The organism is Streptomyces sp. NPDC091282 (genome assembly GCF_044757385.1).
GTDB lineage: Bacteria > Actinomycetota > Actinomycetes > Streptomycetales > Streptomycetaceae > Streptomyces > Streptomyces gramineus.
Genome location: NZ_JBIVUX010000004.1, coordinates 294,112 through 308,840 on the forward strand (window position 1 = coordinate 294,112; position 14,729 = coordinate 308,840).

At 74.6% G+C, this 14,729-nt stretch carries 3 protein-coding genes; all 3 read left to right on the forward strand.

Translation table 11 applies throughout. The annotated features are described in order from the left end of the window. Nucleotides 1-50 precede the first annotated feature (50 nt). Genes ACIQOE_RS20370 through ACIQOE_RS20380 form a run of 3 tightly spaced genes read left to right on the forward strand, consistent with a single transcriptional unit; the run spans nucleotide 51 to nucleotide 14,300 of the window. A complete protein-coding gene (locus ACIQOE_RS20370) occupies nucleotides 51-4,040 on the forward strand; it encodes an amino acid adenylation domain-containing protein (protein ID WP_401412785.1) in 3,990 nt (1,329 codons plus the stop codon). Continuing rightward, entirely contained in the window at nucleotides 4,037-13,372 is a 9,336-nt protein-coding gene (locus tag ACIQOE_RS20375; protein ID WP_401412787.1) for an amino acid adenylation domain-containing protein, read from the forward strand. The genes ACIQOE_RS20370 and ACIQOE_RS20375 overlap by 4 nt, the downstream gene beginning before the upstream one ends. A 55-nt stretch (nucleotides 13,373-13,427) precedes the next feature. Beyond that, entirely contained in the window at nucleotides 13,428-14,300 is an 873-nt protein-coding gene (locus tag ACIQOE_RS20380; protein WP_362642000.1) for a TauD/TfdA family dioxygenase, read from the forward strand. The last annotated feature ends 429 nt before the right edge of the window (nucleotides 14,301-14,729 follow it).

The following is a 14,729-nucleotide window of genomic DNA, read 5'->3' on the forward strand; positions in this document are numbered from 1 at the left end:
GGGGGCGCGGGCGACGCATGCCCGCGTTCTCTTCTCGTGAAGGGTAATCCGTGTCTTCCCCACGAATCACCGTCACCCATCACTCGGACAACGGAACACCGCCCGCGTCGCTGTCCCTGGCGCAGGAGCGACTGTGGGTCATGGCGCGCATGGACGGAGACGCCAGCGCCGCCTACAACGAGCCGATGCCCTTCGACATCCGGGGGCCGCTGGACCGTGACCTGCTCATCCGGGCGCTCCATCTGCTCGCGGCCCGCCACGAGGCCCTGCGCACCCGGCTGGTGCCCTCCGGCGGGACGGCCCTCCAGGTCGTCGACCCGCCGGACACCCCGTTCCCGGTGACCTTCGAGGACCTGACGGGACGGGCGGACGCGGCCGAACGGTTCGCGCGGATCCGCCGGGAGACCGAAGGCACCCCCTTCCGCCTGGGTGCGGAGCCCATGGTCCGCGGTGTGCTGGTCGCACTCGAACCGGACCACCACGTGCTGATCCTGACGGCCCATCACATCATCTTCGACGGCTGGTCGCGCTCCCTGCTGCTGCGCGAACTGGGCCTCGTCCACACCGCGCTCCAGCGGGGACAGGACGCGGAACTGCCGGAACTGACCTGGCAGTACAGCGACTACACCCGCTGGCAGTGGGACTGGATGTCCGGTGAGGAGCCCGACGCGCACGCCCGCTACTGGGCCACCGCGCTGGACGGCGCCCCGGCCGTCGTCCAACTGCCCACCGACCGCCCCCGCCCGCCCGAACAGGACTTCCGCGGCGACCGGGTGCCCGTGACGGTGGACGAGGACCTGACGCGGGCGCTGCGCCGGCTCGCCTCGGACAACGATGTCTCGCTCTACGCCACCGTCCTCACCGGCTGGTCGGTACTGCTCTCCCTGCTCTCCGGCCAGGACGACATCGTCGTCGGCGCCCCCACGTCCAACCGCAGGCGCGGCGACGTCGAGGGACTGATCGGCTTCTTCGTCAACACCCTCGCCCTGCGCGCGGACCTGTCCGGCTCACCCACCGTCGGCGACGCCCTGAAACAGGTGAACCAGCGGATCCGTGACGCCCTCCGCCACGTCGACCTGCCCTTCGAGCGGGTCGTGGAAGTCGTCAACCCGCCCCGCAGCCCGGCCTTCACGGCCCTGTTCCAGACCATGTTCGCCTGGGTGCCCTCCATGCGCAGGGAACTCGAACTCCCCGGTCTGGCAGTCGAGTTGCGGCAGGACGCCGCCCATGTCCCGGCGAAGTTCGACATGGTGCTGGCGCTTGCCGACGAGGGCCGGCAGCTCACCGGGGAGATCGACTACGCGGTGGCGCTCTTCGACCGGGCGACCGTCGAGCGGTACATCCGCCAGTTCCTGCGCGTGCTGCGCCTCATGACCGAACGGCCGCTCGCCGAGATCGCCGACCTGACGCTGCTGGACGAGGACGCGCAACGCGACCTCCTCGCCACCTTCAGCACCGGGCCCGCCGTGGCCGCGGAGGAACCGCCGGGCCTGCTGGAGCGGTTCGCGGCGCAGGTCCGGGAGCGGCCGCGGCAGACCGCCGTGGTGGCCGAGGACACCGAACTGGACTACGCGGCACTGGACCGCCGGGCCAACCGGCTCGCCGACGCGCTGCTCGCCCGCGGCGCCGGACCCGACACGGTGGTGGGCCTGCACGCCGGGCGCACCACCGAACTCGTCGTCGGCGTCCTCGGCATCCTCAAGGCCGGAGCCGCCTACCTGCCCCTCGACCCCGACCAGCCCTCCGAACGGCTCACCGCCATGGTCGCCGACGCCGCACCGCTGCTCGTCCTGACCGACCGGCCGGACCCCTCGGGCGAGGACCGCCCGCTCTGGCAGGACCTGGCGAAGGTCGAGGCGGAGGGCACCCGCGACGAGCCGCCGCCCGTCGGCACGGACCCGGCCCGGCTCGCCTACGTCATCTACACCTCGGGATCGACCGGCCGCCCCAAGGGCGTGGCCGTCACCCACGCCAGCGTGGTCAACCTCTTCGACCACTGGCACGAGCTGATGGGGGACACCCCGGGCGAGGCGTCCTCGGCCTGGTCGAGCATCGGCTTCGACGCGTCGGTGCACGAACTGCTGCTGCCGCTGACCACCGGCGCGGTGCTCCACATGGTCCCCGACGACCTGCGCGGCGACCCCGCGGCGCTGATGGACTGGCTGCGCGAACGCAAGGTCACCCAGGCGTTCCTGCCACCGTCCTACGTCCTGTGGATCGACGAGGATCCGGCCGCGCGCCTGGCCGGACTCAGCCTGCGCCAGCTCCTCACCGGAGTGGAGTCCCTGCCCGAACGAGCCCTGCACCGGATGCGCGAGCTGCTGCCGGGCCTGCGCGTCTGCTTCGGCTACGGCCCGACCGAGGCCACGCTCTACGCCACCGCCTACACCGACCCGCAGCCCCGCGACCGCTCGTGCCCCATCGGACGGCCACTGCGCGGCACCCGCCTCTACCTGCTCGACGCCCGCATGCGCCCGGTCCCGGTGGGAGTGCCCGGCGAGGTCTACCTCGGCGGAGCGAGCCTGGCCCGCGGATACCTGAACCGGCCCGACCTCACCGACGAGCGCTTCCTGCCCGACCCGTTCCTGCCGGGCGAACGCGTCTACCGCACCGGTGACCTGGCACGCTGGCTGCCGGACGGCAACGCCGAGTACGCCGGCCGCGCCGACGACCAGCTCAAGCTGCGCGGCTTCCGCATCGAACCCGGCGAGGTCGAGGCCGCGCTGCTGGCGGTGCCCGGTGTACGGGAGGCCGTGGTGCTCGCCGACCGCGACGCCCCGGGCGGCCCCCACCTGGTAGCCGGCGTGGGATGCGAGCCCGATGCCACGCGGACGGCCTACGAGTGGCGCACGGCCCTCAAGGACCGCCTGCCGGACTACATGATCCCCGGCGTGGTCGCCGAGTTCCCGCGCCTCCCGCTGAACCGCAGCGGCAAGGTCGACCGGACCGAGGTGCTGCGCGCCGCGGCCGAGTCCCGTTCGGGCCGGGTCAACACGGCCGCGCCCCGCGACCACGTCGAGATGGCGCTCTACCGGATCTGGCGGCAGGTGCTGCTGCACCCGGAGATCGGCATCGGTGACAACTTCTTCGAACTCGGCGGCACGTCCATATCGGCGATCAAGATGGTGGCCGCCGTCCAGGAACGGCTCGGCGTGACCCTGCCGGTCCGGGAGGTCATGATCCACCCGACCATCGAGGCGCTCGCCGAGCGGGTGCGCGGCAACGGCCCGGAGACCGCGGCGGCCGCCGGGCACGGCAGCCTGGTGGAGTTCCGCGCGGGCGACGGCGACCGGCGTGTGGTGTGCGTGCACCCGGCCGGCGGCACCGCCTTCTGCTACCTGCCGCTCGCCACGCTGCTCCCCGACGACGTCGGCGTGCTGGGACTCCAGGCGCCCGGCATCGACCCGGGGGAGTCCACCCTGCCCGGCGTCGAGGCGATGGCCCGCGCGTACCTGGGGCTCGTCGGTCCCCGCCCGGACGAGACCCTGGTCCTGTGCGGACTCTCCTACGGCGGCCTGATCGCCTACGAGATGGGCCGCCTGCTGGCCGAGGCCGGGCACCGCCGGGTCGGCGTGGTGCTGCTCGACACCCACGGCACGCAGGACGCGGAGCAGAACGACGCGCTCGTCCCGGTCGGCATGGCGGAGTTCCGGGAGAAACTCGTGCGCTTCAACGGCATGTACCCGGGCATCGACGACGACCAGGTGGCCCGGTACCTGAACGTCTACAACCACCACCGCGAGACGGCACGCGACTACGCCGTGCCCGCGTCGCCTGCCCGCGTCGTGCTGATGCAGGCCACGGCGGTCGAGGACGAGGACGGCGAGGAGGCCGCCGGCCGGCTGCGCGCGTTCTGGCGGCAGCGCGTCGGCGGTGACTTCACGGTCGAGCCGGTGGCCTGCGGCCACTGGGACATGCTGGAGAGCGACGAACTGCCGCGCGTCGCCGCCGTCCTCGCCGCCGAACTGGAGCGGCCTGCCGCCGCCCCGGACCCGACCGGGGCCGGCCGCACGACACCCAACGGCAGGTCGGAGGCATGATGGAACCCCGCGTCGAAACATCCCCCGCCGGCCACGCCGACGACCTGGACGATGCCGCCGGGCTCGCCCTCGCGATCCACCGCAGGGCCCTGCGCACCCCGCACGCGGACGCCGTCGCCGACGGCGACGTACGGCTCGACTACGCGACGCTCGACCACACGGCAGCGGCCGTCGCCGAGACACTGGGCCGCCGGGGCGTGGCACCCGGACAGGCGGTGGCCGTGGCCCTGCCGCGCTCCTGGCAGCTGGTCTGCGTGATGCTGGGCATTCTGCGGCTGGGGGCGCACGTGGTGCCGCTGGACACCCAGAGCCCCGCCGAGCGCCGCCACTTCGTCCTGCGGGACTCCGGAGCCACCGCCCTGGTGCACGGGACGCCCGAGAGCGCCACCGGACTCCCCGACGGAGTCGAGGCGTTGGCCGCGCACACCCTGCTGCCCGAGCGCCCGTCCGCCGCGACCGCCGGGTCCGCCGCGGAGCCGCCGTCCGCCGCCGGTGAGGTGTCCTTCCTGTTCTACACGTCCGGAACGACCGGACGGCCCAAGGGCGTCGAGGTCCACGACGCCGGAATCACGCGGCTGGCCCGCCCCGGCTACCTGCGGGTCGAGCCCGGCCTGCGCTACGCGTGCCTGGCGAACCCGGCGTTCGACGCGCTGAGCTTCGAGGTCTGGGCACCCCTGCTGACCGGCGGCTGCTGCGTGGTCCTGCGCGACGGGGACGTGCAGGACCCCGAGCGGCTGGCCGCGGCGCTGCGCCGCGAGCGCGTGGACACCGTCTTCATCACCACCGCGCTGTTCAACGCGACGGTCACCGCCGTACCCGACTGCTTCGCCGCGGCCGGCGAGGTCCTGGTGGGCGGAGAGCAGCTCAACCCCCGCGTGATGCGGCGCTGGTACCGCGACAACGCCGACAGCGACACCCGCCTGTTCAACATCTACGGGCCGACGGAGTCCACCACCTTCGCCCTGTGCCACCCGATCCCACGGGACTTCGACGGCGAGGTCGTGCCGATCGGCCGGCCCCTGCCGCGCACCGGTGCCGTCCTCGTCGTACCGGACCGGGAACGGGTCGCCGCACCCGGTGAGGTCGCCGAACTCCTGCTGAGCGGCGACGGACTGGCGCGCGGGTACCGCAACCTGCCCGAGGAGACCGGGCGGCGGTTCGTGCGCCTGGGCTGGCTCGACGGCGGCCGGGAGCGGTACTACCGCACCGGAGACCTCGTACGGGCCGACGACGAGGGCCGGTTGGAGTACGTCGGGCGGACCGACCGGCAGGTCAAGGTCCGTGGCTTCCGGATCGAGCCGGGCGAGGTGGAGCGGCAGGTCCTCGCCCACCCGGCGGTCCGGCGCGCCCACGTGTGCACCCGCCGCGCCGGCCAGGACGGGCCCAACGAACTGCTGGCGTTCGTCGTCCTGCAACAGGACCTGTCCTACGAGGAGTTCGACGGCCACCTCGCGGCCCGGCTGCCCGTCTACATGCGCCCGCACCAGATCCACCTGGTGGCGGAGCTGCCGCTCAACGCCAACGGCAAGGTCGACCAGGCCGCGCTGCTGCTGCGGGCCGGCCGGCCCTGGCGGCCCGCGGCCTCCGGCGGACCCGCCCCGACGGAGACGGAACGCGCGGTCGTCGAACTGGCCGAGGAGATCCTGGGCACCACCGGGCTCGGGCCCCGCGACCGCTGGATCGCCTGCGGCGGCGACTCGCTGAAGGCGCTGCGGTTCCGTTTCGCCGTACGGCAGCGGTTCGGCCGCGAACTCGCGCAGACCACCGTGCTCCACGGCGACCTGGCCGCCGTCGCCGAGGCCGTCGCCACGGCCGCCCCCGGCGAGGCGGACGCCTGCCCGGCACCGGTGGCCGCCGGCGCCCGTTCGGCGCCCGCCACCAGCGAGCAGCAGCGGCTGTGGCTCCTGCAGCGCCGTACGCCGAAGTCCCGGGCGTACTCCGTCCACCAGGCCTTCCGGATCGACGGGCCCGTCGATCCCGCCGCCCTGCGACGGGCGCTGCGGACCCTGGTGGCGCGCCACGCGGCCCTGCGGACGGCCTTCACCTCCGAGCCGAACGGACTCCGGCAGACGACCGGCGACCCATACGACCCCTGGCACGAGCCGGACCCGCGCGGCGCCTGGGACGAGGAGGAGGCGCGCCGCTTCGCCGACACGTTCTTCGGCGAGCCCTTCGACCTCGCCGTGCCCCGCATGCTCCGGGCCTGCTGGCTGCCCCGGGACGGCGGTGGCACCCTGCTGCTGCACCTGCACCACATCGCCGTCGACGGCTGGTCGCTGGGCATCCTGCTGCGGGACCTGTCCGCCGCCTACGCCGAGACCGCCGGCCCCGGCACCGAGCCGGGCGCCGTTCACGGCGAGGCGGCACCGGCTCCGACCCCGCTGGACTTCGCCGCCTGGCAGTCCGGCTGGTTCGAGAGCGCGGCCTACCGCACGCAGCGCGACGAACTCCTCGCCCACTACGACGCCCTGGAGGAGCCGCAGGAACCGCTGCCCGCCGAGGACGCGCAAGCGGCGCCGCGGGCGCGCCTGCTGCACACCTCCCTCGACGTGGTGCGCCGGGCCCGCATCGACCGGCTCTGCGCCGAGTCGGGGCTGACCCGCTTCCAGTTGCTGCTGGGCGTGTTCTCCTGGAGCCTGTACGGCGTGACCGGCCTGGTCCGCCCGCGTGTCGCCGCCCCGGTCGCCAACCGTCCGGTACGCGAGTTCGAGGACAGCGTGGGCATGATGGCGAACACCGTGCTGCTCCCTCTGGAGGTGACGCCCGGCGCCGACCTGCTGAGCCACCTCGACCGGGCGGGGGCCGCGACCGGACAGGTGCTGCGGCGCCAGGACGTGGCGCTCGCGGACGTCCTGACCGGCCTGCGGACCGGCGGCGACGGCACCCCGTTCGACCTCCTGTTCGTCCTGGAGAACACCGACTTCGGGGCGCTGCGGCTGCCCGGCTGCGAGCAGCGCCCGCTGTGGTGGGCCGCGCCGGAGGCCAAGTGCCCGATGACCGTCTCCGTGGTCGAGCACCCCGACGGCCTCGACCTGCTGTGGGAGTACGCCGAGGACCGGTTCACCGGCGAGGCCGTCGAGGCGATGGCCGAACTCTTTTGGCGCGGCGTGGACGCGCTCGCCTCCGGCGGCGGTGCCACCGTGCGGGAGCTGGTCGCGCCCTACCGGCGGTCCCTGCCCGAGCACGGGCGCGGGCCCGCACCGGAACCGGGCTTCGGCACCGTCGCCGAGGGCTTCGCACGCCAGGTCGCCCGCACCCCGGACGCCCCCGCCGTGCGCACGGCCGACGGACGCACCCTGACCTACGCGACGCTCGACGCCCGCGCCGCGGCCCTCGCCGCCGAACTGGCCGGCCGCTACCCGGTCCCGGCCGACGGCAGCCCCTGCCGGGCGGCCCTCTACCTGGACCCGTCCGCCGAGCACGTGGTGGCCCTGCTGGCACTGGCGCGGCTGAACGTCACCGCCGTCCCGCTCGACCCCTCCTACCCGGCCGAGACGCTGCGCCGCGTCCTGGACCGGGTCGACCCGCTGTGCGTCCTGGTCGCGCGCGACGGCACACCGGTCCCGGACGCGCTGCTCCCCGACGGCGTGCCGCGGCACCTCGTCGACCCGGTCGACCCGGCACCGCGCGAGGACGCCGGCGACGGTCCGAACGGCGCGCCGTACGACGGGCCCGCGCACGACGGAGCCCGGCCTCTCTACACGCTGTTCACCTCGGGCTCCACCGGCGTCCCCAAGGGCGTCCAGATCTCCGACCGCACCCTGTGCGACCTGATCCGCTGGCAGTCAGGACCCGGCGGCCTGACCGCGCCCGCCGTCACCCAGCAGTTCTCCATGCTGGCCTTCGACGTGTCCTTCCAGGAGATCTTCGGGACGCTGTGCACCGGCGGCACCCTCCAGCTCGTACGCCCCGAGTGGCGCACGGACGTCCCCGCGCTCCTGGACCGCCTGGAGTCCACGGGCGCCGAGCGGATCTTCATGCCCTACGTGGCCCTGCACCTGCTCGCCGAGTACGCGGTGCGCCTGGGCCGGTACCCCGCCCGGCTGCGCGAGGTGGTCACCGCGGGCGAGCAGCTGGTGTGCACCGACAGCATCCGGCGCTGGTTCGCCGGACTGCCCGGCGCCCGCCTGTTCAACCACTACGGCCCCACCGAGACGCACGTGGTCAGCGCCCTGTGCCTGGAGGGCGATCCCTGGCAGTGGCCCGAACGGCCCGCCGTCGGACGCCCGGTGGCCGGTGCCGACCTGCGGGTCGTGGACGCCGAGGGCGACCCGGTGCCGCCCCGGTGCACCGGCGAACTGCTCATCGGCGGCACCATGGTCACCCGCTGCTATCTCGGCGAACCCGCCCTGAACGACGCCCGTTTCACCGAGGTGCCCGGTGCCGGGGTGTTCTACCGCAGCGGCGACCGGGCGTGGTTCGACGACGCGGGTCTGCTGCACTACGCGGGCCGTGACGACCAGCAGATCAAGATCAGCGGGCACCGGCTGGAACTCGGCTCCGTCGAGGCGGTCCTGCTGCGCCACCCGGCGGTCGTCAACGCCGTCGTCGCCCGGGACGGCGACCGGCTGACGGCCTGTCTGGAGATCCGCGGCGAGGCGCCGTCCGCCGACGAGCTGAGCGCGCACCTGTCCGCGTCGCTGCCCTCCTACGTCCGGGTGGACCGCTTCCGCAGACTGAACGCGCTGCCCCGCACCCCCAGCGGCAAGCTGGACCGGCAGGCGGCGCTGCGGGCGGCGGCCGAGGAGATACCCCGGGCGGTTCGCGCCCGCACCGGCGGATCGGCCGAGGAGGAGCGGCTCGTCGCGGCCTTCGAGGAGGTCACCGGACGGACGATCGCACCGGACCGGACCTTCTTCGAGGCGGGCGCCTCCAGCCTCGACCTGATGCGCTTCCACCTGCGCTGCACCACGGCACTCGGCCTGCGCTTCGGCGTCGCCGACCTCTTCGAGCACGTCACCGTCCGCGCCCTGGCCCGGCACCTCGCCACCGGCACCGACCCCGGCCCGCGGACACTCCCGGCCGCGACGGACGACGGCGTCCCCGAGCCCGGAGAACCGATCGCCGTCGTCGGCATGGCGGTGCGCGTGCCCGGCGCCGAGGACCTGGCGGCCTTCTGGGACCTGGTGGTCTCCGGCGGCACCGGCATCCGCCGCATCGACGCCCCGGAGGGTGTCGTCGGCGCCCACAGCACGCTCGACTCGATGCTCGGCTTCGACCCGGGCCACTTCGGCATCAGCCCCCAGGAAGCGCGCCTGATGGACCCGCAGCAGCGGCACCTGCTCATGGCCTGCGCGCAGGCACTGGCCCACGCCGGCATCGCGGACACGTCGGCCGCGCGCGTGGGCCTGGTGGCCGGCGCCGGGGAGAGCACGTACTTCCAGTCCCTGCTGCGCGAGGCGGACCCCGGCCGGCTGCCCGACGGCTTCGAGCTGGCCCTCCACCACGAGAAGGACTTCCTGGCCACCAAGGCGGCCTACCACCTCGGGCTGACCGGACCCGCCCTCAGCGCCCAGACGGCCTGCTCCAGTTCGCTGGTCGCCGTGCACCTGGCGGCCGGTCTGCTGCGGCAGGGCGAGGCCGACGCGATGCTCGCCGGGGGAGTGCTCGTCGACCCCGGCCTGACCGGCGGCTACCGCTACCGGCCGCAGCACATCTTCTCCGCCGACGGCGACTGCCGCCCCTTCAGCGACGACGCGACCGGGACGGTCGGCGCCAGCGGCGTCGGCGTCGTGGTGCTCAAGACGCTGCGGCGGGCGCGGCGCGACGGCGACACCGTCTACGGCCTCGTCACGGGCTCCGCGATCAACAACGACGGCGCGGCCAAGATGAGTTACACCGCGCCGTCGCTCGCCGGACAGCGCGAGGTGATCCGGACCGCGCTGGCCCGCGCCGGACGCACGGGCGCCGACGTCGGCTACGTGGAGGCGCACGGCACCGGTACCCGGCTCGGCGACCCGATCGAAGTCGCCGCGCTCCGGCAGGCGTTCGACGTCGACGAGTCCGGCCGCTGCGCGCTCGGCTCCGTCAAGAGCCAGCTCGGCCACATGGGAGCCGCCGCCGGCGTGGTGGGCCTCGTGCGGGCCGTCCTCGCCGTGCACCACGGAATCGTCCCGCCGCACCTCAACTTCCGTGCCTTCAACCCGGAGATCGGCCCCGACCCCACCCCCTTCCACATCCCCGTCGAGGCCGTGCCCTGGCCCGCGGGACGCGAACGGGTGGCCGCGGTGAGCAGTTTCGGGATCGGCGGCACCAACGCCCACGTCGTCGTGGAACAGGACACCGGCGCGAGCGCGGGCGGTGCCGCCGGGACCGGGGAGGTGCCGAAGTGCCTGGTGCTGTCCGCCTCCGGCGCGGACGCGCTCGCCGCCGACGCGGTCCGGATCGCCGACCACCTCCGGCTGCGGCCCGAGCAGTTCGACGCCGTGCTGCGCCATCTGCAGGCAGGCCGGCCGGCCCGGCGCCTGCGGACCGCGGCCGCCGTCGCGGACGCCGCCGCCGCCGAGCGCTGGCTGCGCGCGGTCGCCGCGGGAGAGATCCCGCACGGCAACGCGGACCAGGACGCCGTGCCGGTGCCCGCCGCAGGCCGCACCGCCCAGGACCTCGCCGCGGTGTGGACCGCCGGACGGCCCGTCGACTGGCAGCACGGCCCCGCCCCGGCACCCTGGGACTTCCCGCCCCCGTCCTTCGCGCTCGCGGACTACGACTTCGAGCGCGCCTCCGAGGCCCCGCCCGGCCGCCCCCGCCGGCTGCCCCGCGCCGACTGGCTGCACCAGCCGCACTGGGTCCGGCTGCGCCGCGCCGCGGCCACCACCGCGCCGCGGGAGCGCGCGCCGCTCGTGGTGATCGTCGCCTCCGAGACCACGGCGCCAACGGCCCTCCGGCCGTTCGAGGCCATGGCCTCCCGTGTCGTACGGGTGCACCCGGCGAGCGCCTTCGCCCGCAGGGGACCCGACGTCTTCGACGCCGACCCGGCCGACCCGGCCTCGCTGGGCCTGCTCCTCGACGCGCTGTCCGAGGACGGGCACGACGACGTCCCGGCCGACGCGGAGTGGATCCACGCACTGCCCCTGGAGGTGACGGGAGAGGTCGGACCCGGCACGCTCGAAGACGCCCGCCACGCCTGCCTGGACACCACCGCGGCGCTGGCCCAGGCGCTGTCCGGGCGGACCGGGACACCGCGCGTGTGGTGGCTGTCGTACGACGCCCGGCCGGTGACCGGCACCGTCGGCAGGCCCGAACTGGCGCTGCTGGCCGGGCCGGTGGAGGTCGCGCACCAGGAGGCCGCCCTGCACGGCCACTGGCTGGACCTCCCCGACGGCGACCTTGCCCGCTGGGCCGGACACGTGGCCGCGGCCGTCGCCGACGCCCGCCGGGCCGCGGACACCGGCGGCCCGGTCCCGCCCCGGCAGCTCGCGCTGCGGGAGGGCTACTGGTGGCGGCCGGGCACCACGCCGGTGCCGGCGCCGTCCGGCACGGAGCCCCTGGTGGCGCGGGACGCGGACGCGGTGCACCTGGTGCTGGGCGGCACCGGCGGGATAGGCGTCGCCGTCGCCGCCTGGCTGCTGGAGCACACCGGCGGCCGGGTCCTGCTGCTGTCGAGGAATCCGCGCCTGCCCGCGGAACTGACCCGCTGGGCCGACCGCGTCGGCCTCGTCCCGGCGGATCTGGCGGCGCAGTCCACGGACGCGGTGGCGGCGGCCGTCGCCGTACACACCGCACGGCTGGACGGCGTGATCCACGCGGCCGGTCTGGGATTCGGCGGACTGCTCGTCCGGCGCGACGCGACCGCCATGCGGGACGCCGCCAGGTCCCGGGAGCGGGGCGCACTCGTCGTGGAGCGCCTGATCGAGACCTTCCGCCCGGCGATCGCGGTCTACTGCTCCTCGATGTCCGGCGTGCTCGGCGGCGTCGGCCAGAGCGACTACGCGGCCGGCGCGGGCCTCCTCGACGCCTTCGCCCACCACCGTTCCGGTACGACGGAGACGACCGCGCGGATCGGCATCGACTGGGACATCTGGAGCGAGACCGGCATGGCGACCCGCGTCCCGGACGCGGACGGCCGCCACCGCGCCCACCTGGCGGTCGGCCTGACCGTCGAGGACGGCACGGCGGTCTTCGCCCAGGCCCTGGCCCTGCAACTGCCGCAGCTCCTCGTCTCCACCACCGACCTGGAGGCCTCCCGCGCCTTCTACGCCCCCGCCGCCGGCGGCCCCGCCGTCCAGCGGTCCGGGCCCGCGCACCGCGCGGACGGCGCGCCGGGCGTCCGGGAACCGGACGGGGCCGGGGCACGGGCGGACGCCATGGCCCGTGTGATCCAGGACCTGCTGGGCGTGGACGCCCTGGACCCGGACGACTCGCTGTACGACCTCGGCGCCGACTCGCTGACCCTGATCAGCCTGATCGCCACGATCGAGGAGGACCACGGGATCGAGTTCGACCTGGGCTCCTTCAGCCACCGGGTCAGCCTCACCGAGATCCTCAAGCACATCGAGGCGGCCCTCGCCGCCGAGCCCGCCGACGCGACGGCCGGGACCGCCGCCCGGGTCGTCCTCGACGTCTGGCAGGAGGGCACCGGCCGGGACGTCCTGTGCCTGGTCCATCCGGTGGGCGGCGACATCCAGGCCTACCGGTCCCTGGTGGCGGAACTCGGGCCGGCGCCGACCGTGTGCCTCATCGCCGACCCGGCACTCCGCGACGCCACGACACCCGCCTGGTCACTGGCCGAACGGGCCCGCCACTACGACGCGGCACTCCGCGACCGCTTCGACGGCACCGGTCACCGGGTCCATCTGGCCGGCTGGTCCTTCGGCGCCCGGGTCGCCATGGAGATGGCCGCCCTCGCGGAAGCGGACGGCCGGCCGCCCGCGACGCTCCACCTGCTCGACCCGCCCCCGCCGCGGGCCGGCGCGCTGGTCGCCGGCTACGACGAGACCCACCTGGAGAAGGTGTTCGCCGCCGAACTCGGCGCCGGTGCCTCCTCGGTGTCGGCGGAGCACGCACAGGCGTACGCGGAGCGGCTGGCCCGCTGCTGCCGGGCGAACCTGCGCAGCCTGGGCGAGCACCGGGTACGGCCGCTCGCCTCCGTGCCCACCCACCTGTGGCTCGCCGGCCGGCCCACGGCCGGGCTGCCCGCGGCCGGTGACCCGGGGGAGACGGACCGGCAGTGGAGCGCCGTGCTGCCCTCCTCCGCGGTGCGCCGGTCCCTGCCCACCGACCACTACGGCATGGTCGCGGCACCGCAGGTGCGCACGGTGGCCGGGACCATCACGGCCGCACTGGCGGGGCCGGCGGCGGACGGCGGCCCGGCCGCCCCGCCCACGCCCGCGTGACCCTCGCCGTACCGCCGCACCCAGGACCGCAACCCCACCCCTTCTGGAGGATGCCATGGAGACATACGAACGCGACGCGCTGGAAGCGGTGACCACACGTCCCGCGCGCCCCTACCGCACGCTCACGATCGACCGGATCACCCCCGTGACGGGCGCGGAGGTCTCGGGCGTCGACCTGTCCAAGGAGCTCTCGGCGGAGCAACTGGACGAGATCCGCACGGCGTTCCTCGACCACCACGTCCTGGTCTTCCGCGACCAGACGATCACCGCCGAGGACCACAAGCGCTTCGCCGGCGCCTTCGGTGAGCTGCGGCCCGTGAACCCGCCGCCGCCCGAGGGCGACCCGTACATCCTGGAGATCCGCACGACGTCGGCCGCGGCGGACATCGCGGGCAACGGCTGGCACGCCGACGGCACCGCCGACGCCGAACCGTCCCTGGGGTCGATGCTCTACATCACCGAGATCCCCGAGCCGGGCTGCGGCGGCGACACCCTCTTCGCCAACATGCACCTCGCCTACGAGATGCTCTCGCCGGCCATGCGCTCCCTGCTGGACCCGCTCACCGCCGTGCACGACGGCGCCCAGGCGCTGGCCGGATACACCCCGCCGGCGGACTACGTCATCCCGAAGAGCGAGCACCCGCTCGTCGCCAGGCACCCCGAGACCGACCGCAAGCTGCTCTACGTCAACAGGGCCTACACCAGCCGCGTCCCGCAGCTCTCCGCCCAGGAGAGCCGGGCCCTGCTCGACATGCTCTTCGACATGACCGCCTGCCGGCCGGTCCTGCACTGCCGGGTCCGCTGGGCACCGGGCACCCTCGTCTTCTGGGACAACCGGTGCGTGCAGCACCACGCGACGTACGACTACTACCCCTTCGCCCGCTACGGGCAGCGCGTCGCCATCAACGGCGGCCCCGTCAAGGGCTGACGGCACGCCCGCCCGACGGGACGTCCCCGTGTCGGACGTCCGCGGTCGCGAGCATAGGGCCGACGGCGACGATTCGGTCAACAATGCGCCGAACTTGCCCTGAATGCGACTTGGTCGGCAGGGCCGACACACCCCGGGGCGGCCGGTGCCGGCCGCCCCGGGACCGCGCGTCGTCCGAGGTCACACGGCGTGTCCCCGCTCGCGGGGGCAACTGACGCCCGCCGTCCGCCTGTTGACCCAGCTTCAAATCTCGAGCACAAATTCCACACGGCCCTCTCTTCAGACGGCTCTTGATGGTCTAGATTGACCGTGCTTCGCATGCTGGGACACTAGGCGACAAATGATGATCTATGGGTCCGGCGATGCAGACGGCCACAAGCCGAGTCTCTGCGGCCGGACGTGGGGGTGATCAACTCCGGTGTCCCAGGC

Bases quoted from the DNA above. Each gene is read 5' to 3' on its own strand.
- ACIQOE_RS20375 (WP_401412787.1), top strand. From the start codon at position 4,037: ATGATGGAACCCCGCGTCGAAACATCCCCCGCCGGCCACGCCGACGAC.
- ACIQOE_RS20380 (WP_362642000.1), top strand. From the start codon at position 13,428: ATGGAGACATACGAACGCGACGCGCTGGAAGCGGTGACCACACGTCCC.